At 67.8% G+C, this 17701-nt stretch carries 16 protein-coding genes; 12 read left to right on the top strand and 4 right to left on the bottom strand.

The window, feature by feature from the left end:
* Window positions 1–304 precede the first annotated feature (304 nt).
* From IEY91_RS39910 to IEY91_RS39885, 6 genes are all read left to right on the top strand, one after another.
* Window positions 305–1468 carry a cytochrome P450 gene (locus IEY91_RS39910; protein ID WP_229697699.1) on the top strand — a complete coding sequence of 388 codons (1164 nt, stop codon included), beginning with the start codon at window positions 305–307 and terminating at the stop codon, window positions 1466–1468.
* A 347-nt stretch (window positions 1469–1815) separates the two neighbouring features.
* Window positions 1816–3387, top strand: a complete 1572-nt coding sequence (locus IEY91_RS39905) for a M1 family metallopeptidase (RefSeq protein WP_189177690.1) — start codon at window positions 1816–1818, stop codon at window positions 3385–3387.
* 45 nt (window positions 3388–3432) lie between these two features.
* Window positions 3433–4275, top strand: coding sequence for a response regulator transcription factor (locus IEY91_RS39900; protein WP_268240954.1), 843 nt, complete (start codon window positions 3433–3435; stop codon window positions 4273–4275).
* A 1-nt stretch (window position 4276) separates the two neighbouring features.
* A complete protein-coding gene (locus tag IEY91_RS39895; protein WP_164327309.1) occupies window positions 4277–5560 on the top strand; it encodes an ATP-binding protein in 1284 nt (427 codons plus the stop codon).
* A gap of 224 nt (window positions 5561–5784) precedes the next feature.
* Window positions 5785–6741, top strand: a complete 957-nt coding sequence (locus IEY91_RS39890) for a D-alanyl-D-alanine carboxypeptidase family protein (protein ID WP_189177689.1) — start codon at window positions 5785–5787, stop codon at window positions 6739–6741.
* Between the two features lie 190 nt (window positions 6742–6931).
* Window positions 6932–7792 carry an endonuclease/exonuclease/phosphatase family protein gene (locus IEY91_RS39885; RefSeq protein WP_229697712.1) on the top strand — a complete coding sequence of 287 codons (861 nt, stop codon included), beginning with the start codon at window positions 6932–6934 and terminating at the stop codon, window positions 7790–7792.
* A 1085-nt stretch (window positions 7793–8877) separates the two neighbouring features.
* On the opposite strand, the gene IEY91_RS39880 is transcribed toward IEY91_RS39885, so the two are convergent.
* The 3 genes from IEY91_RS39880 to IEY91_RS39870 all read right to left on the bottom strand — a co-directional run bounded on the left by IEY91_RS39880 (window position 8878) and on the right by IEY91_RS39870 (window position 12301).
* A complete protein-coding gene (locus IEY91_RS39880; protein WP_189177687.1) occupies window positions 8878–9366 on the bottom strand; it encodes a hypothetical protein in 489 nt (162 codons plus the stop codon).
* Window positions 9367–9823: 457 nt separating this feature from the next.
* Entirely contained in the window at window positions 9824–10777 is a 954-nt protein-coding gene (locus tag IEY91_RS39875) for a hypothetical protein (RefSeq protein WP_189177686.1), read from the bottom strand.
* 57 nt (window positions 10778–10834) lie between these two features.
* Complete coding sequence (locus tag IEY91_RS39870; protein WP_189177685.1) at window positions 10835–12301, bottom strand: ATP-binding protein; 1467 nt, start codon at window positions 12299–12301, stop codon at window positions 10835–10837.
* Between the two features lie 178 nt (window positions 12302–12479).
* Here IEY91_RS39870 and IEY91_RS42455 point away from each other — a divergent pair, with 178 nt between their 5' ends.
* Together IEY91_RS42455 and IEY91_RS39865 are read left to right on the top strand one after the other, a co-directional pair.
* Window positions 12480–12608 (top strand): hypothetical protein, encoded by a 129-nt coding sequence (locus IEY91_RS42455; protein WP_268240952.1) that lies wholly within the window; start codon window positions 12480–12482, stop codon window positions 12606–12608.
* 1554 nt (window positions 12609–14162) lie between these two features.
* Entirely contained in the window at window positions 14163–14345 is a 183-nt protein-coding gene (locus IEY91_RS39865) for a hypothetical protein (RefSeq protein ID WP_055548241.1), read from the top strand.
* A gap of 127 nt (window positions 14346–14472) precedes the next feature.
* Here IEY91_RS39865 and IEY91_RS39860 read toward each other — a convergent pair whose 3' ends face one another.
* On the bottom strand, window positions 14473–14958 hold the full coding sequence (locus IEY91_RS39860) for an Asp23/Gls24 family envelope stress response protein (protein ID WP_373288125.1): 486 nt from the start codon (window positions 14956–14958) through the stop codon (window positions 14473–14475).
* Between the two features lie 453 nt (window positions 14959–15411).
* Between IEY91_RS39860 and IEY91_RS39855 the strand changes: the two genes are divergently transcribed.
* The 4 genes from IEY91_RS39855 to IEY91_RS39845 all read left to right on the top strand — a co-directional run.
* Window positions 15412–15861 carry an STAS domain-containing protein gene (locus IEY91_RS39855; protein ID WP_189177684.1) on the top strand — a complete coding sequence of 150 codons (450 nt, stop codon included), beginning with the start codon at window positions 15412–15414 and terminating at the stop codon, window positions 15859–15861.
* A gap of 56 nt (window positions 15862–15917) precedes the next feature.
* Window positions 15918–16523, top strand: a complete 606-nt coding sequence (locus IEY91_RS42220; RefSeq protein ID WP_229697697.1) for a hypothetical protein — start codon at window positions 15918–15920, stop codon at window positions 16521–16523.
* Entirely contained in the window at window positions 16520–17281 is a 762-nt protein-coding gene (locus IEY91_RS39850) for an ANTAR domain-containing protein (RefSeq protein WP_229697695.1), read from the top strand. Before IEY91_RS42220 ends, IEY91_RS39850 begins: the two co-directional genes overlap by 4 nt.
* 86 nt (window positions 17282–17367) lie before the next feature.
* The coding region (locus IEY91_RS39845) for a GAF domain-containing protein (RefSeq protein WP_189177682.1) at window positions 17368–17701 on the top strand (334 nt) is incomplete at its 3' end.

Here is a 17701-nt window from a genome sequence, read left to right as displayed (position 1 = left end):
CGGGGCCTCCCTGGTTCGGGCTTCACCAACTGGGGCCTGCTCGGGGCACCTCAGCCGCCCCTACGGGGGTGATGGGCGTGCGCCGACGCGAGGGCGGCCGCCGTGCATGCCGCATGCTCTGGCCGATACCCGTTGTAACCTCCGGCGTGCGCTTACACCTTTGAGCTAATCAGGGTGTACACGGTGCACAGGGTGGCATCACCCTGGACGAGCCCGGTTGCGCTGCCTCCGCCCGTAACGGCAGCCCCACCCCGTACACGCTGTTCGGCACCTTCATCGAGATGCTCGCCGAGGAGATGCTCCGATGAGAATGGGAGACAAGCGCCGGTTCCGGCGGGACCCGCTTGAGTACATCGACGGCCTCCGTCGCCGCAGCACGACGGGAATCATCCAACTGCCCTGGGGTGAGTACTGCGTCAGCGACGCGGACCTGGCGCACAGGCTGCTGCGCGACCCGGAATTCCATGCCGGGAAGTCGGACTTCTTTGGTGAACTGCTGCCCACGCGAGAAGCTCAGGTCGCAGTCGGTCACGCGGTGAGGGACGTTCTGCGGGCGGGCGTGCCGCAGTACCAGGCCGAGTTGGCGCGAGCCGTGACCGAGATGTCCTCGACCAGCCGGTGGCCGGAGAGCGGGAACAGGCTGGTGCATCGGTGTGTGGCGGGCCTGCTGCTGCACCCCGTCTCCACTCCCGCTGCGACCCGCCGGCTGGCGGACCAGGCCGCGCGTAGAGGCGTGGTGTTCCACGCGCCGCGGATGTGGCAGCGCGTCCGGGCAGAGGTCTGGCGCGCCAGGTTGGTAGCCGCCCTGACCGAGGAGGTGCGCCAACGCCGGGAACATCCGGTGGGCCAGGCGCGCGATGTGCTGGACGCTGTGCTCGGCGCCTGCCCGCCCGCGGAGGTGAGCGACCGGGCGGTGGCCGAGCTGCATGTGATGATGCACCGGGCGATCGTGGTGCCTCTCAGTGCCTCGCTGGCCTGGTCGGTGCTGCTGGCCTGCCTGCACCACACGGCGGACTCGCCGTGGCCCTGGCCTGCTGACCAGGTGGTACGTGAGGCGCTGCGACACCGTCCGATGCCGTGGATGCTCGCCCGTGGCGTCCCGTGCCCCGTCGAGGTCGGCGGGGTGGCCTTCCAGGCCGGGGACCTTCTCTCCGTCAGCCCGTATCTGACACACCACGACGAGCAGCAGTGGAGCGACCCCGACGCGTTCCGGCCCGAACGCTGGCAGGAGCCCGGCGACCACGGATGCTTCATCACGTTCGGCGCGGGCCCCTTCACCTGCGCCGGCGCAGCGGTGGCGCAGACGCTGCTCACCGAGTCGCTGACCGCCCTCACCCGCGACACCCGCCTGAGCGTCACCGGCGGTGATACCCGCGCGGCCATGGCCGAGGGCAACGTCCCTCGACCGTTCACTCTGTGTCGGACGCCCATGCCGTCGAGGACCGGACACAACACCGGAAGGAGGTGATTGCTCATGACCGCAAAGATGCGACGTATCTTCAGCAGCAAGAACAGGCCCAGCAGGCGCTGGTACTGGTACTGAGCGCCCCACACCATGCGGCCCGGAAGCCAGAGCCTGGCTTCCGGGCCCACCCACGCCGACAAACGCTGCGGATCTGAAGGAACACTCCAACGGCAGGGCACACGCCCCGGGCCTGGCCGATACGCGGCTGATACACAGCTGAGCGCCTACGGACGCCCCACTTCGCCGAAGCGGAAACCGGCATCGCGCAAGGTGGCCCCGGTGCGTCGGCGCGGCGCACCGGTCCCGCCTGTCTCACCGGTCTCTCGCCGGTCCCACCGAAGGTGGTCACGATGCTCCCTGCCCCCGCACACCCAAAGCGGCGCCGCCGTACCGTGCTCATCGCGCTCGCGGCCTCGACCGCGGCCATGGCGAACATGGCGGCCGGCCCTCTCGGCTGGGCCGGCACGCAGGACGGCGGCGCTCCCGACGACGTCACTCCCCACGGCATCACTCCCCGCAACGACCAGCCCTCCGCCGGTGCCAGGAGCGCCGGGGACCGGCTGTTGCCGTACCTGGGCAACGGCGGGTACGACGTGCGCTCGTACGACGTCGGCTACACCTACCGGCCCGGGACCACGAAGATGGACTCCTCCGTACGGATCCAGGCCACCGCCACCCAGGCCCTGTCCCGGTTCAGCCTCGACGCGGCCGTGGACGAGATCAGGACGGTGACCGTCCAGGGCCGGCCCGCCCGCTTCACCGTCGACGAGAAGGGCGAGAAGCTGGACATCACGCCGCAGCAGGCACTCGACAAGGGCCGCCCGTTCGACGTGGACATCGCCTACCGCGTCGACAGGAGCGACAACCGGGCCCGCCCGGGCGACCCGACGAGCCCGGCACCGCGCTTGACTCCGTGGGTGAACAAGAAGGACGGCTTCGTGCTCTTCGGCCAGCCGGACCGGTCACACATGTTCTTCCCCGCCAACGACTACCCCGTCGACAGGGCCCGGTTCACCTTCCGCATCACCGCACCCAAGGACCTGCAGGCCGTGGGCATCGGTACGCAGCGCTCACGCACCACGAAGGGCGACGACGCCACCACCGTCTTCAGCACCCGCGACGAGGTCCCCACCCATGTCGTCCAGGCCGGCGTCGGCCACTACAAGGAGATCCGGGACCGCGGCCCGCGCGGGCTGCCGCTGCGCAGCTACATCACCGCCGACGCGTACGAAGCCGCCAAGCCCCTGGTGAACGCCATACCCGGCCAAATGGCATGGATGGAGGAGGAGTTCGGCCGGGAGTTCCCGCTGGAGACCTATGGTGTGCTGGGAGTGGCCGACGGCTACCTGGGCGTGGCCCTGGAGACGGCGACCTTGTCCACCTTCGCCGTCGAGGGCCTCCAGGGGGAGCCGGACCTGCGCGAGCCGACCATGGTCCACGAGATGGTGCACCAGTACTTCGGCGACGAGCTCAGCGTGGCGAACTGGGACACCAACTGGATCAGCGAGGGGCACGCCGAGTACTACCAGCTGCGCTACAACGTGCACAAAGGCTGGCGCGACTGGGACACCGTGCTGAAGCTGCGCTACGAGTTCGACCCCGAGGGACGCGCCGCGTCCGGGCCCCCGAACCGGCCCAAGGAGGCGATCGACGCGCTGGTCGGCGGCAACAACGCCGGCGTGCTGATGCTCGCCGGGCTGCGCCACCAGGTCGGCGACGCCACCTTCAAGAAGATCGAGCGGACCTTCTTCGACCGGTACCGGGGCAAGGCCGCCGACACCCAGGACTACATCGACGTGGCGAACGAGGTCAGCGGTCGCGACTTCACCTCGTACATCACCAGCTGGCTGTACGACGAGAAGACCCCGCCCATGCCGGGACACCCCGACTGGGTGGCGCCGGAGCCCCCGAAGGACTCGTGACGGCATCATGGAGTCCCCGCCACCCCCTCGAACAGGCCGGAGACGATGTCCCACGCAGCCTCAGCCGTCGGTGCCGGCGCTTCCGCTCCCGCTCCCGCGTCCGTCACGATTCTCCTCGTCGAGGACGACGAGGTGATCCGCAGGTCGGTCGCGATGGCTCTGGAGCGCTACGGCTACCACGTCATCGCGGCCGGTGACGGTCTGACCGGACTGGAACTGTTCCGGGAGGGGCGGCACGACCTGCTGCTCCTCGATGTGATGCTGCCGGGGCTCGACGGCATCGGCCTGTGCCGCCGGATCCGGGAGACCGGCACGGACCCGATCCTGATGATGTCGGCACGCGGCGACGCGCTGGACGTCGTCTCCGGTCTGGAGGCGGGCGCCGACGACTACGTGGTCAAGCCGGTCGACACGGCCGTGCTCGTGGCCCGGATCCGTTCACTGCTGCGGCGGACCACTTTCACGCCGGCCGCCGCGGCCACGGGCGGCCGAGCGGACCAGGCGGGCTCCCCGGGCCGCCTCGACCAATCAGGTCAGTCCGGTCAGTCCGGTCAGTCCGGTCAGTCCGGTCAGTCCGGTCAGTCCGGTCAAGCCCATCAGCATGCCCGGCTCGTCTTCGGGGAGCTGGCCATCGACACCGGCGGTCTGGAGGTGTCCCTGTCCGGAGTGCCGGTCGCGCTGGCTCCCACCGAGCTGCGGCTGCTCCTTGAGTTCGCCGCGAACCCCGGCATCGTCCTGGACCGGCAGACCCTGCTGCGCAACGTGTGGGACTACGGCTGGGACGGCGACACCCGCGTCGTCGACCTGTGCGTGCAGCGGCTGCGGAAGAAGATCGGAGCCGAGCGGATCGAGACGGTCCGCGGCTTCGGCTACAAACTGCGGCGCTGACATGGGCAACGTACGATCCCTGCTGCACTGGCGCTCACTGCGCTGGAAGATCGCCCTCCTCGTGGCCGTCGCGTGCGGCGCCATCGCACTGACCGTCGGCCTGCTGGTGCACCGCAGCACCTACGAACGGTCCGTGAACGACGGCGCCGCCAAGGCGTACTCCGTCCTGGACACCGCTCTCGGCTCGACCGACCCCGACGACGCGAGCGGTCTCGTCCACGACCCCGCGCAGATGCCGCCGGAGCTGGTGCGGGAGGCACGGGCCCACGGGCAGGCCCACGTCTTCGACGAGAGCAACCAGTACCGGCCGGAGATGTGGGCCTCGCGGAGGCTGCCCGACGGCCAACTGGTGGCGGTCTCCGTCGACATGACTCCCGACCAGCTCAGCCGCGCCGCGCTGGACCGGCACATGTGGAAGTACTCCCTGCTCGTCCTGGCCGTCGTCGTGTCCCTCTCGGCCCTCGCCGCCGAACTGCCCAACCGGAGGCTGCGGCAGGTGGCACGGACCGCCCGGCGGATCGAGACGGGCGACCTGGACGCCAGGACGAGGATGCGCGGCCGGACCGGCGACGAGATCGCCGAGATCTCGGGCACCGTCGACTCCATGGCCGACAGCCTGCGGGACCGGGTGCTGAGCGAACAGCGTTTCACCGCCGATGTCGCCCACGAGTTGCGTACCCCGCTCATGGGTCTGGTCACCTCCGCCGAACTGCTCCCGGAGAGCGAGGCCACCGACCTGGTCAGGGACCGGGTGCGAGTCCTTCGTACCCTCGTCGAGGACCTGCTGGAGATCTCCAGGCTGGACGCGGGCGTGGAACACGCCGAGCTGCGCCCCGTCGACCTCGCCGAGGCGGTCCGGGAATCACTCGCCCGCACCGGCCTGGAAGCGCGGCTCACCGTCGACAACGCGCCCGTCGTGGCCGAGACCGACCCGCGCCGACTCGACCGGATCCTCGCCAACCTGGTCATCAATGCCCACCGGCACGGCAGTGCGCCGGTGGAGGTCACCATCGAGGGGACGACGATCGTCGTCCGCGACCACGGCCCCGGCTTCCCCGACAGCCTTCTGACGGAAGGGCCGCAGCGCTTCCGCACCGGCACGGCGGAACGTGGCCGTGGCCACGGTCTGGGGCTGACCGTGGCCACGGGCCAGGCGCATGTGATCGGCGCGTCACTGGGCTTCTCCAACGCCGCCGAGGGCGGAGCCGTCGCCACGCTCCGGCTGCCTTCGACCGACGCGACGCATACGCGAGGGGACGCGGCGGACATGCGGCGGAACGCGTGACGGGTACGCGTGACCGGAATGCGTGACAGGAACATGCGCCAGGACACGCTACCGAGCTGATACATGACGGATGACCGGCCGCGCGGTACCGGATCCACGGCGACAAGCTTGCGGAGATCTCCCCCGGCCACGGTGGTCGACGTGCGAACGCCGCACGTCAATCACTTGGGAAGTGCCGCCCCATGCGCCTTGTCCGTGTTCCTGGCCTGCGTGGTCCCCGCCAGGTGAATCCAGCCCTCCTCGCCGCCGGCGCCATGGTCCTGATCATCGTGGCCGTTCTCGGCGCCGCCCTCCTGCCCCCTTCCGGCGCCGACGACTCCGGCCCCGGATCGACCGCCGCGGGGTCGGTGAACTCGTCCGCCCGGTCACTGCCCTGGCCGCGGGAGGGGCAGACGAGCGTCCTGGTCGAGGGCCTCGGCGCCCGTGGTGAGCTGGGCACGAAGGGCACGCAGACACCGGTGCCCATCGCCAGTGTCACGAAGGTCATGACGGCGTACGTCATCCTCCGCGCCCACCCCCTGCGGGCGGGCGAGAGCGGCCCCGACATCACCGTCGACCAGCAGGCAGCCGACGAGTCCGTGTCGCGTGTGGAGTCGAGCGTGCCCGTCAGGGAGGGGCAACGGCTGAGCGAACGGCAGTTGCTCGAACTCCTGTTGATCCCCTCCGGGAACAACATCGCGCGCCTGCTGGCCCGCTGGGACGCGGGCTCGCAGAAGGCGTTCGCCAAGAAGATGAACCGGGCCGCCCACGCCCTGGGCATGCGCCACACCACCTACACCGGCGCCAGCGGCCTCGAGCGCACGACCACCAGCACATCCGCCGACCAGCTGAAGCTGGCACAGCAGGTCATGCGGGACGAGGTGTTCCGGTCCATCGTCGCGATGCCCAGCACCACCGCTCCCGACCGGCCGGGCCGGATCTCCAATTCCAACGCGCTCCTCGGCACGGCCGGTGTGATCGGCGTCAAGACCGGCTCCAGCACCCCCGCGGGCGGCAACCTGATGTGGGCGGCCACCGCGCCCGACGGCGGCGGACGTGACCGTCTGGTCCTCGGAGTCGTGCTCCGTCAACAGGCGGGCACCAGCCCCCAGCAGGGCCTCCAGGCCGCCTTCGCCCACAGCAGCGCGCTGATCAAGGGTGTACGGCAGTGGCTGAAGACCACCGAATCCGGGACGCGGTGAGGTCGCGGTGGCAACGACGCTCGACAACCCTCCCGTACCGCCGCCGCACTCGCCCGAACCCGAACCCGGGCCCGAATCCGTACCCGAGCCCGGCACAGACACCGGCACGGACACCGGCACCGGCACCGGCACTGGCGTCTGGCGACGCGGCCGGATCGTCGCCGCCCTCGCAGTGCCCACCACACTGGTGATGACGGCCCACGCCCACCTCCCCAACCGGGTCGGCCACCTCGGCAGCCTCGTCGAGACCTTCCTGCCCTGGACGGGCCTGGCCGTGCCGCTCCTGCTGCTGTGCGCGCTGGTCCGCCGATCGGCGACGGCCGCCGTGGCCGTCCTGTTGCCCGCGGTCATCTGGTGCTCGCTGTTCGGCGGGATGCTCGTCGACAAGCGGGCCGGCGGCGGAGACCTGACCGTCGTGACGCACAACGTCAACGAGCACAACCCGCGCCCGGCGCGCACGGCGCGCGCCCTCGCCGCCTCCGGCGCCGACGTGGTGGCCCTCGAAGAGCTGGGCGGCACGGCGATACCGGAGTACGTCAGGACACTCGCCCACGCCTACCCGTACCACTCGGTGCAAGGCACCGTCGGCCTGTGGAGCAAATACCCGATTGCCGATGCCCGGCCGGTCGACATATCGCCCTGGGTACGCGCCATGCGCACCACTGTCCGGACCCCGAAGGGGCCGGTCGCAGTCTTCGTCGCCCACTTGATGTCGGTCCGCTTCACCGCCTCGTCCGGTTTCACCACCGACGACCGTGACGCCGCGGCGCGTCGCCTCGGCGCCGCCCTGGGTGCCGAGACACTCCCCCGCACGGTGCTCATGGGTGACTTCAACGGCACCTTCGAGGACATGGCCCTGTCCGCCGTCACCTCACGGCTGCGCTCGGCCCAGGCCGAGGCGGGCGCCGGGTTCGGCTTCACCTGGCCCGCTTCGTTCCCGGTGGCGAGGATCGACCAGATCCTGGTACGCGGCGTGGATCCGCGCTCGTCCTGGACCCTGCCCGCCACCGACAGCGACCACCTTCCGGTGGCGGCGACGCTGACACTGTGAGCCCCCCAGTCCACCGGCCCGATGGGCCGTGGTGGCCAACGCCTGGACCCAGATCCTGCCGCGCCGGGCACCACAGGCCGTCGACGGGATCAACCCTGCCTTCGATCTCCCCAACGGCGTACGGCAGTTCCTCGTGACTGCCGACCGGTGCCTGGAGCTGCTTCGCCTACCTGTGCCATGTGGTACCCAGTGAGGGACCCAGGACCAGGACCGGGGCGTCTTCTGGCCCGTCAGAGCGGTATTGCAGGGTGTTCATCGGTGTCTCGCTCACCCGTCCGACCGTCTCATCAGTCACGAAAGCCCCCATGAGCGGGGGTCTGGCTGTAGCTGTTTGACCAGATGGAAGACCTCCCGGGCAGCGTAGCGTTTGAGGCAACGAACGATTTCGCGTCGGGTCTTGCCCTGACGGGAGTTCGCCGCACAGCTGCGGCCGGACCGGTTCCGGAACCCTGCGGAGCACCTCTTGATCAGTAATCTGCGAGTCGGTTCGTTTATGCGCCGAGGTGAAGATAGGCGGCCCACAACGATGGGGTCCGGAGCAGGGCGTCACGCACGGCTCGTACGGCCCTGTTAGGGAAAGGGCGGATCGGCTGACATCCAGGATGCCGTCCTCGTTGCACAGGGCGGCATAAAGGTCGTTGGCGACGTTCACGGCGAGGGAATCATCGATTTCCACCCTCTTGTCATGCTGTGTCCTTGTGTGAGCCCAGCGCCTGAGGCGAGTACTGGCGCCGATGGAACACCGGTAGCGCTTCCCAGGCGGAAGCAATACGGCCATGGGTGGGCACGAGAGTGCTGTCCGCGATGAGCACGGCCCCAGCGAGGTGCCAGCGCGTGGAACGGCGCGATGTCATCGATGACGCGGCCCGCGGTCACTTCAACACCCCGAGCAACAGGCCAAGCTGCCGCATCGTCAGGTTGGTACGCCAGTACACCGCAGCCATCAACAGCCAGCCCGCCAAGGGCGGAGCCCACTCCCGACTGCCCCGTACTGGCGCCCTTCAGATGATTGGTGCGCGTTCGCGGCGGCGGCAGTGAGCGACCGCAACACCATCGAATGGGCCAATGATGGGCGGGCCGCACACCTACAGTCGCTTCCAGCGGAGGAAATTGATGATGAAGCGGATTTCCTCTCGAGTCGGCCACGGTTTAACTGCCTCTTTGAGGATCTTGACGGTCCGGTCCCAGTCGAGCGGATCGAAGTCTTCCGTCTCGCACAGCTCGATATAAGCTTGACTGGCCCGCCATGTGGCAAGCGCGTTGAGTATCCCGTTGACGCTCATAACGGGGGCTGCCCCGACGCCTGTGGCGGCTATCGCTGCCATGATAAATCGCTGCAGCAGCTTCGAACCGACTCGATAGAGACCGCCTCCCACGAGGACGGCGGCGGGGACCTTTAGGAAGAAATCCCGTTCCAGTCCATGCCCGGACCTCTTGTTTATCGCTGCCAGCATGGCGGTCCATACGCCACTGAGTACTGTCAGGTCGGCAACGGGCGCGACGACTAATGGGCCGGTGGCCGCAGCGGCGATCACCGCAGTGGCCACGATGTCGTCGTAGTCCTTCTCGGCCATACACACCCCCCAAAGTGCCCGGCTCTGCAGCATCGATCGGCCGAGCCTCGACAACAGCGTCTCGGCACGCCTAGTTCCAGTCAATCCTTTCCCGTCGCGCACAAATGTTCCCAGCACCCAAAATCCATGGCTGGTCCAACCAGGGTGGAGAGGGCCGAGTTCGATGAGGGGGCGTTGGTCAGAATGTCGCGGGTGGGACAGCCGGCGCCCGGGCTGTGTTCGCGCCGGGGGGGGGCCGACAGCACGGGCGATCAGCAGGCCCCGGGTGCAGTGCCGGGCGGAGTACAGGTGCTCGATGACGTGGCGGATGAGGTGCGGCCGGGTTTCGGCGTAGTCGACCACCAGCAGCAGGTCGCGGTTGGTTTCCAGGCCGCTCAGGTCCGGGGGCTGTACCCAGTCCGTGTACCCGCCGCGTAGCTGGCCGGTGATCCATTGAGCCGTGACCCCATCAACCCTGCTAACCCCTAGGAAATATGACGAATTGCTCGGCGCGGCCCTTGCGGCGGATCCCGAGCTCCTCGAAGCGGCGTCGGCCATTGACCATCAATCGCCGGTGCTCGCCCTCATCCCCTCGGATCCGCGCCAGAGTCGCCAGAGCGATCTCGCATTCGCCGACAAGGACAGCATGCTTGATCTCCTCACCAAGCCGCAGACTGCGCTCCACATTCGCGCTGGCCAAATCGCATAGTCGGGTTCGCTCAGCGGCAACATCGGACCTCAACGCCCGGTTCATGATCGCCAGTGCAGCATCGCCCGAACGATTCCCGATCCGCTCCTCGTCGCCGCCGCGTTCCTCCTCTTCCAACAAGGCGGCAAACAGACACTCCGCTTCTTCGAAATTCTCCAACAGTAGGGCCGCGTACCCGAAATCCAGCTTTGCCCCTCGTGTCAGCGACTCGTCCTCACATCGGCGGCCGTATATCGCTGCCTGCTCAGCCCAATGCTGTGCTTTGGGACCATCATTGGCATCCCGGGCGATGCCGGAGAGCGATCGTGAGGCATTGCCAGCCCAGCGGGCCGCAACACGTGAATCGCCGCATCGCTGGGCCGCCTTGAGTCCTTCCAGACAGTAACGCTCCGCCTCAGGGTAATCACCAAGCTGGAGCAGAGGCCACGCTATCGTTGACGCGCAAAGTTCGGCGATCGCCGAGTCGCCCCCGACGAGTTCGGCTACCTCTAGTGCGGACTTCCCCCAAGCGACGCGCTCGCTCAGCGCATTACGGAAGCCCAGAAATCTGGCCAGGGCTCCCACCGCTCGCACATAGAGCCAGCATTGCTCGAGGTCGTCGCCTTGACAGCATTCCCGCGCAACTGCCAACGCCGACATAATGTCGACTCGGTCTGCTTCCAGCGTGGCGTTATCGCCCGCGTTGGCTATCACCTCCCGCATGAGGTACTGCATACGCCGCATGCGGCACTCCCTATCGAACGTGCGATCAGGTCCATCTAAGACCGCGCGGGACACCACTCACTCCCACCGCGCGACGATGTCGGTGTTGATGAAGTACCTCGTCAGTGGGTGCAGCGAGTACCGCGCTTCGCGGCCTCTTGTCATGACGAGCATGGATCGCTGCCCCAGTCTCGCGGTCGCTGGATAGAACTCGTCATCGATCACGTTTGCCGTGTGCTGAATCGCGGATGCAGTCGGGTTTCCTTCGAAATGTCGCATGGCGACCAGCACCTTGCGGGCCGGGCCATCCAGCTCATCCCAAATCCGCCGGAACAGGAAGCTGTAGAACGCGTAACTCAGATCATTGAATCCGGCTTCCTCGATCACTCGAAGGACTTGTTCCACCGGCTGGTAGTCCATCTGTCCACTGATCAGCTGCATTGCCAATGGCGCCCCGCCGGCCACGTCTCGGATGCGGGCCAGCGTGTCAGGGGCGGCGCTCATCAAGTTCGCGTTGTTCTGGTGCTCAGCAGTCCTCGTAAGAAAGGCGATTCCGTCCTGCCGCGACAATCCTCCAATATCCACGGAGAACGCGCACTCGCGAAGGATGGAGTAGCGACTCGTGATAAGAATCTTGCCTCGCCCAAGAATTTCGATCAGCGAGGCGACCAACGCGTCACGATCTGGCACGGTTTCCAGGTTGTCGAGCACGATAAGCACTTGGTTATCGATATCGGCCAGCCAATTCCTGACAATCTGCTCTTTCGTCGCCGTGGATTCGTCAGCGCTCCAGGCCAACTGCGAGTGCCGAAGCAGATCGTCGATGAGTGCGTCGAACGAATAGTCCGAAACTTCGGTGCGCACTACTCCCTCTCCAATGAACCTCTCGGTCTGGGTACTGCGCCAGAAGATGGTGCTGAAGAGGTTTTCAGCCGCCAGAGTGCGTACGGCTTCCTGCGCAAGCGCTGTCTTCCCGATACCCCCCATGCCCTTAATAGTGATGAGCGGAATCTGCGGATTTTTCAGGGTGGCCAGAAGCGTGGCCAAGATCTCGCGGCGCCCGACAAATTCGACCAGCGGAACCTGGGCTGCAACTTCCTGACCCGCCTTGCCGAAAGTGGGTGCGGCCGAACTTCGTGGTGAAGACTGACCAGTTGGAACGACCGAGGCTCGCTCGGGACCGGTATCGGTCACCTCGACCAGCGGACGGCCGCCACCCGCCCCCGCTCCACGGCCAGCCAGGGGTGCGGCCTGGTCCGCGCGTTTCAGCTCGTCCCACGCGGCCGCCACGGGTGCCGATTCCCCAGCCCATCCGGCAAGAACTCGTCCCACGGCGGTGAGCTGGTCGAGGTCGCGGGGCGTGGACGCGCCCTTCGCCCAGGAGTTCACCGTCTGGATCGGCACCCTGGACTGCTTGGCCAACTCAGTCTGGGTGACCCTGACTTTCGTCACCGAGGCCCGATGCGCCGCCTGGTCCCACAACCGCGCTAGCTCGGCCAGCACCCTGGACTGCGTACCCACCGGTCGAAACGGAGTGCCGACCATCGCACTGTCTCCCTCCCGGATCCGACCCGGATAATCCCGGAACCCGGTTCGAACAGGAGCGTAACCGCTCACACCCATCCCGGATCCGCAAACCGTTCAATTCGCCGCGGCCGCGAACTGTGATGGGACTCGAACACCGGCACCCGGCCGGGGCCTATCTGACGAGGAACCAGCCCTCATGACGCGAACTCGAAGTATCACTCGCCGCCTCGGCACCACCATCGTCTTCGCTGCCGCTCGTGGTGCCGCCACTGCTCTCGGCAGCAGCCTCATCGCCCTGGCAATCTGGTACAACACCCACCACTGAAACCACCGGCGGACTGGGCACCTGAACCTGCTGCGCAGCAAGCCCGAGGGGCGGCACCTCTTCCTGCTGGGAGGGGTGCCGACCTTTACCAAGCCCAGGACCTCGATCTTCCGTTCGAACGCCGGGCCTCGGATCGCCGGAACCTCCTCACTCATGCCCACCATGAACCCTGGGGTCAGATCACAGCCCCTACGAGCGGGGTCCTGGCTGTAACTGTATGACCAGGTGGAAGACCTCCCGGGCCGCCTCACGGCTTCCCACTTCCTGACCCAATTGCGTATCCACTCCCAGCACCACCTCCCCCGCAGGGCGACGACGACGGGTCTGCGGAGCAGGGGGCGTACTGGACAGGGTCGAACTGGATTACCCATTCCCTCTGTGGTCCGACGGCGCGTCGCGTTGCCGGCACTGGGCCGCGTCGGGCGGTCAGAATCGTGAGGACGCCACAACGAACGGCAGGCCCCTGTCGGGACACGCCCCGCCCGCCCGGCACCGACAACGCACCATCCCCAGCCCACGGCCGGCACTGTGACAACGGGACACATTGATCAGAGATGTCAGGAGTCAGGCCCCGAGCCCGGTACAGCACCCATCCATCCTCCCGCCCGCCACAGCAACCCCACCCAGAAACACAGAGCATGCTCAGTCCCAGCCCCTGGGACACCCTGAATGTGACTCCGGCCGATCGATACGCGGCACGCTGGCTGGCACTTCGTTCAGGTCGCTTCATGACCGGTGTGAGACCTCACGGCTGCGTGCGCCACGAGGGCAGGGCGCCAACGTGCCGGAGATCGAACCGACCCCCTGCGGGTGGCCCCGCGCAGGCTCCCCCCGTTGTGGGCACTCGACTCGTTCGTGGAGCCGCAGCCAGATCGGAGACCCGACCTCGCCCGCCGAGGAACGCCGAAGCCCCTGCGAGCACTTGCCCGGCAGGAGCCTCAGTGACCATCACGTGTCACAGCCCCTATGAGCGGGGTCCTGACTGTAATTGTCTGACCAGGTGGAAGACCTCACGGGCCGCGTAGCGTTTGAGGCAACGCGGGATGGGCACCGAGGGCAAGCGTGCTGTCCTGGGCACGTAGGCAGGGCACTGTGTCAACGTCCCCTGTTCGCGTGCCGCGCTTTCGGACTCACACAGCATCGAAGCGGACCCGTCCCAATCTGAGGAATTCGGCGGTGAGGCGCCGGAGAGCAGCAAATTCAGCCTCGGAAAACGCGGGGTTCTCGCACGGCACATCCCCTGCCACTGGAACCGCATGGGGTTCACCGCCCGCCAGCAAGCCATCTGGTCACGCGCCGCCCGAGAGGCGGTGATCGGAATTGGCTGAAGGGCTCCGCCGAACAGCAGCAGCGAGGCCGGGCCCGCTTCTCCGACACCCCTGATGTTCTTGGTGGCGAAGTCCCGGCACGGGAAACCGGAGCCGCGCGTAATCTTCCCGCGTCATCCGTAAGTTGGCGCTGCGCACGCGTGATCAGGGTTGAGTGGGGAACTCGTCTGTCGGCGTAGCCACCGGAGTCGCCTGTGGCTCGCCGTTCACCGGCAGGAGAAGACAGATGCTGGCATTCGTGGCGGCCGTGCTCTTCGTCATCGCCTTCGTCATCCACGCAACCGAGACGTCGACCGAGGCGGTCTTCAGCCCAACGAGTCTCATGCTCGTCGGGCTTGCCCTCCTCGCCGTGCACTCTGGCGGCGTGGGGGCCGGATGGTCCCCTCGAGGTCGCGGACGCCGGCGCTGAGCCAGGTCTTCGGGCTCCGACCGGTCTGTCAGACCTGTGGCCGAGGACCCGGACACCGTTGTCGCCATGCCGCGCGCGAAGCGCCCGCTGAATCCGAACCGCCGCACGCGCCTGCTTGAGCGTGGCGCTACTGCACCCGGCCCTCGCTGGTCTCTGCTGTGTCCTCTTCGGGCAGGTGCACGTCGTTGACAGCGATGTTCACTTCGACGACTTCGAGACCTGTCATCCGTTCCAACGCCACGATCACGCTCTCGCGCACGTCCGCGGCGACCTCGGTGATGCTCACGCCGTACTCCACAACCACTTCCAGGTCGACGGCGGTCTGCTTCTCGCCGACCTCGACCTTGACACCGCGTCCCGCGCTGGCGCGTGCGCCGGGGACACGGTCGCGCATCGCACCCATGGCGCGGCTGAACCCGCCTCCCAGGGCGTAGATTCCGGACACCTCACGTGCGGCGATCCCGGCGATCTTCTCCACCACTCCGTCCGCGATGGTCGTCTTGCCGCGGGTCGCCGCCAGCGCCCTCGCTTCGGTCTGCAGCCTCGCACCGACGGCAGCGTCGGGCTCGCCGGGTTGGGACTTGGGCTGGGTCTGGCTGATCGGCTCCGTCACGCGAAGCCACCTCCCTGGGGGTTCACGGACTTCCCTACGCAGACGACCATCGGCCGCCGCATGTCGTACCAGCCTCCAAGTACCTTGTGGCGCAACGGATATGCAGTCCAGGTACCGCTGAACCTGGCCGCCGTCCAGCCCTTGAGACCGGGCGGCTTCCGGCCGCCTGCTGGGGCGGAATGAGGGCTACCCTGAGGTACGGACGTCCTGGACCCCGGCGGACCTGTTGTTACTCAGCACAGATGACCGCGGGGAACGGGCCCTCTTCGTCCGATCACCCGGTGCATCCCCTGGAGGAACGGAACGGCCTCCTTGTCCCGGTGGACAGAGTGCCGGACCGTCCGTTCGCCTGCCTCCACCGCATGTATGCCCTTGCCGGGAGCACCCCCAGAGGAGCCGGGAGTCCGGCCACAACGCATGGCTCTGCCCGGCAGGTCTCTGGAACGAGGTGTCATGTCCCTACCGCAGTTGAACGTCTACCGGCACGGCCGAAGGACCCGGGCTCTGATCACCCTCGCCGGCGAGATCGACCTGGAGACCGTGCCGCTCATACGCACAACCCTCGGACGATGCCTGCACGATGGCGTGCGCACCATCGACGTCGACCTCACCCCTGTCACCTTCTGCGACTGCAGCGGCCTCAACGCCTTCACCCAGGCGTTCCTGCGCACCGCCGCTGCCGGCGGGACGCTGCGCCTGCATTACCCGCCTCCTGTGCTGGCCTGGATGGTCGAGCTCGCCGGTTGCGGCTTCCTGCTCATGGGGCTTCCGGCCGTTCCCGGGCCGGCTTCCCTCCCTGCCGTCCTCCCCACCACCGTCCCGGTCCCGCTTCCCATGGCGGGCTTCGAGACGTTGCACCGCCTCGCTCCGGCCGTCCCCGCTGTTTCGGGCGGTGTGCTGTGATGGCCTGGCCCCGGCGGGAGCCGTCACGGGCGCCCGTTGGCGACGAGTCGTCCGACATGGCCGGGGTGCGGCTGCGGCGGGTGAACCGCTGGCTGGCGGAGGACATGCGCCAGGATCTGGCGGATCTGTACATGGCTTCCTGTGAGACCGGGCCCGAGGAGGAGCACCGCAGTCGCAGCCGGGAGGAGTTCCTGAGCCGTCTCACCGGTGACATCCGCCGGCCGGGGTTCGCCATGGTGATCGCGGAGACGGACGGCTTGGTGGGCTGCGCCTTCGGATTCCCGGTCCACGGCGACGGCTCCTGGTGGCACGGCTTCGACGGTGCGCTGCCGCGCAGTATCGAGCAACTCACTGAGTCCGATGGTGTTTTCGCGGTCACCAACGTCCTGGTCCGCCCGCATCCGCAGGACCAGGACCTGGCCCGACGTCTGCAGGAACGACTGCTCGCCGACCACCAGGCGTCGCTCGGCACCACCTTGGTGGATCCGGCCGATCACCCGGCCCTGAATGCCTTCCGGTCCTGGGGATGGCAGGACATCGGAGAGATCTGGCGGCCGGGCCTGCCCACGATGTTCCGCGTGCTGGTGCTTCCCCTCGGAGAGCGAACCGTGGAGCGGCTGGAGGGACTGGGCCATCACGCCTGGACCCGGTGGCCCGGGTGACACCCAACGGCCGGTCGTCCCGGATCCGCGTACTGGTTGCCGAGCAGGCCGCCCGACGGGGTGCCCGGGTCGGCGTGCTGGATGTGTGCACCGCAGCGGTGACCTCGCTGCCGGTCGGCGGGGCCGGGATCTCGGCCATGTCCCGGACTGCGGCGAGCCATCCGCTGTGCAGTACCGACGACATCAGCGAACGGCTGGAGGAGCTGCAGCTCGCCCTGGGCGAGGGGCCGTGCGTGGACGCCTTCACGCACGGCACGGCCATCCTGACGCCCGACCTGCGGACCGGTGAACTGCAGCACTGCTGGCCGGTGTTCGCCGATGCGGCTCTGGAGGCCGGAGCACGCGCGGTCTTCGCGCTCCCCCTGCAGAATGGGGCGATCAGCCCCGGGGTTCTGGACCTGTACGCCCCGGTCCCGGTTCGATTGGGCGCGGAGGAGCTGGCCGACGCACTGGCTTTCGCTGATCTCGCGACGCTGGTCCTGCTCGACGCACGGATCGACGAGACAGGTGGGCCGGCCGATGACGGGGCGCCTAAAGAGCACACGGAGGACTTGGGCGGGTACCGGGCGGAGATCTCCCAGGCCACCGGCATACTCACCATCCAGCTCGGCGTCGGTATCGACGAAGCCTTCGTCCGTCTGCGCGCCTACGCCTACGCCCACGGGCGCCGGCTCACCCTTGTGGCCGCCGACGTGGTGGCCCGCCGGCTCCGCTTCTCCCCCGACGCAGAGCCAACCCAGACCGACGAGGATGTCTGACTCTCCCGCTCGATCCGATGAACGCACACTGCGCCGTACTTCCCGCCCTGTTACGGCAGGACTAGTTTCTATAAAGGGTGTTGACGATGAATGAGCGACTCCTGGCCAAGACCTTCGTCGAGCTGGCGGACACGTTGGTCGCCGACTTCGACCTGATCGACTTCCTGCGCCTGCTGACCGACCGCTGCGTGGGGATGCTCGGGGCGAGCGCCGCCGGAGTGCTGCTCGCGGACCGGGACGGCGAACTCCGCGTGATGGCCGCCTCCGACGAACAAGTACGCCTGCTGGAACTCTTCCAGCTCCAGAACGATGAAGGCCCCTGCCTGGACTGCTACCGCACGGGTCTTCCGGTGACCGTCCCCGACCTGCTCACGGAGACCGCCCGCTGGCCCCGCTTCGCCGCGCAGGCCCGGCTCCACG

This window comes from Streptomyces lasiicapitis (genome assembly GCF_014646335.1).
Taxonomy (GTDB): domain Bacteria; phylum Actinomycetota; class Actinomycetes; order Streptomycetales; family Streptomycetaceae; genus Streptomyces; species Streptomyces lasiicapitis.
Note: the sequence above shows the minus strand (reverse complement) of the source record. Positions and strands in the feature narration are given on the sequence as shown.

What these genes read in the sequence shown, in the direction of transcription:
- IEY91_RS39910 (WP_229697699.1), top strand. Translation starts at nt 305, where the DNA reads ATGAGAATGGGAGACAAGCGCCGGTTCCGGCGGGACCCGCTTGAGTAC.
- IEY91_RS39905 (WP_189177690.1), top strand. Translation starts at nt 1,816, where the DNA reads ATGCTCCCTGCCCCCGCACACCCAAAGCGGCGCCGCCGTACCGTGCTC.
- IEY91_RS39900 (WP_268240954.1), top strand. Translation starts at nt 3,433, where the DNA reads ATGTCCCACGCAGCCTCAGCCGTCGGTGCCGGCGCTTCCGCTCCCGCT.
- IEY91_RS39895 (WP_164327309.1), top strand. Translation starts at nt 4,277, where the DNA reads ATGGGCAACGTACGATCCCTGCTGCACTGGCGCTCACTGCGCTGGAAG.
- IEY91_RS39885 (WP_229697712.1), top strand. Translation starts at nt 6,932, where the DNA reads ATGACGGCCCACGCCCACCTCCCCAACCGGGTCGGCCACCTCGGCAGC.
- IEY91_RS39880 (WP_189177687.1), bottom strand. Translation starts at nt 9,366, where the DNA reads ATGGCCGAGAAGGACTACGACGACATCGTGGCCACTGCGGTGATCGCC.
- IEY91_RS39875 (WP_189177686.1), bottom strand. Translation starts at nt 10,777, where the DNA reads ATGCGGCGTATGCAGTACCTCATGCGGGAGGTGATAGCCAACGCGGGC.
- IEY91_RS39870 (WP_189177685.1), bottom strand. Translation starts at nt 12,301, where the DNA reads ATGGTCGGCACTCCGTTTCGACCGGTGGGTACGCAGTCCAGGGTGCTG.
- IEY91_RS42455 (WP_268240952.1), top strand. Translation starts at nt 12,480, where the DNA reads ATGACGCGAACTCGAAGTATCACTCGCCGCCTCGGCACCACCATCGTC.
- IEY91_RS39865 (WP_055548241.1), top strand. Translation starts at nt 14,163, where the DNA reads ATGCTGGCATTCGTGGCGGCCGTGCTCTTCGTCATCGCCTTCGTCATC.
- IEY91_RS39855 (WP_189177684.1), top strand. Translation starts at nt 15,412, where the DNA reads ATGTCCCTACCGCAGTTGAACGTCTACCGGCACGGCCGAAGGACCCGG.
- IEY91_RS42220 (WP_229697697.1), top strand. Translation starts at nt 15,918, where the DNA reads ATGGCCGGGGTGCGGCTGCGGCGGGTGAACCGCTGGCTGGCGGAGGAC.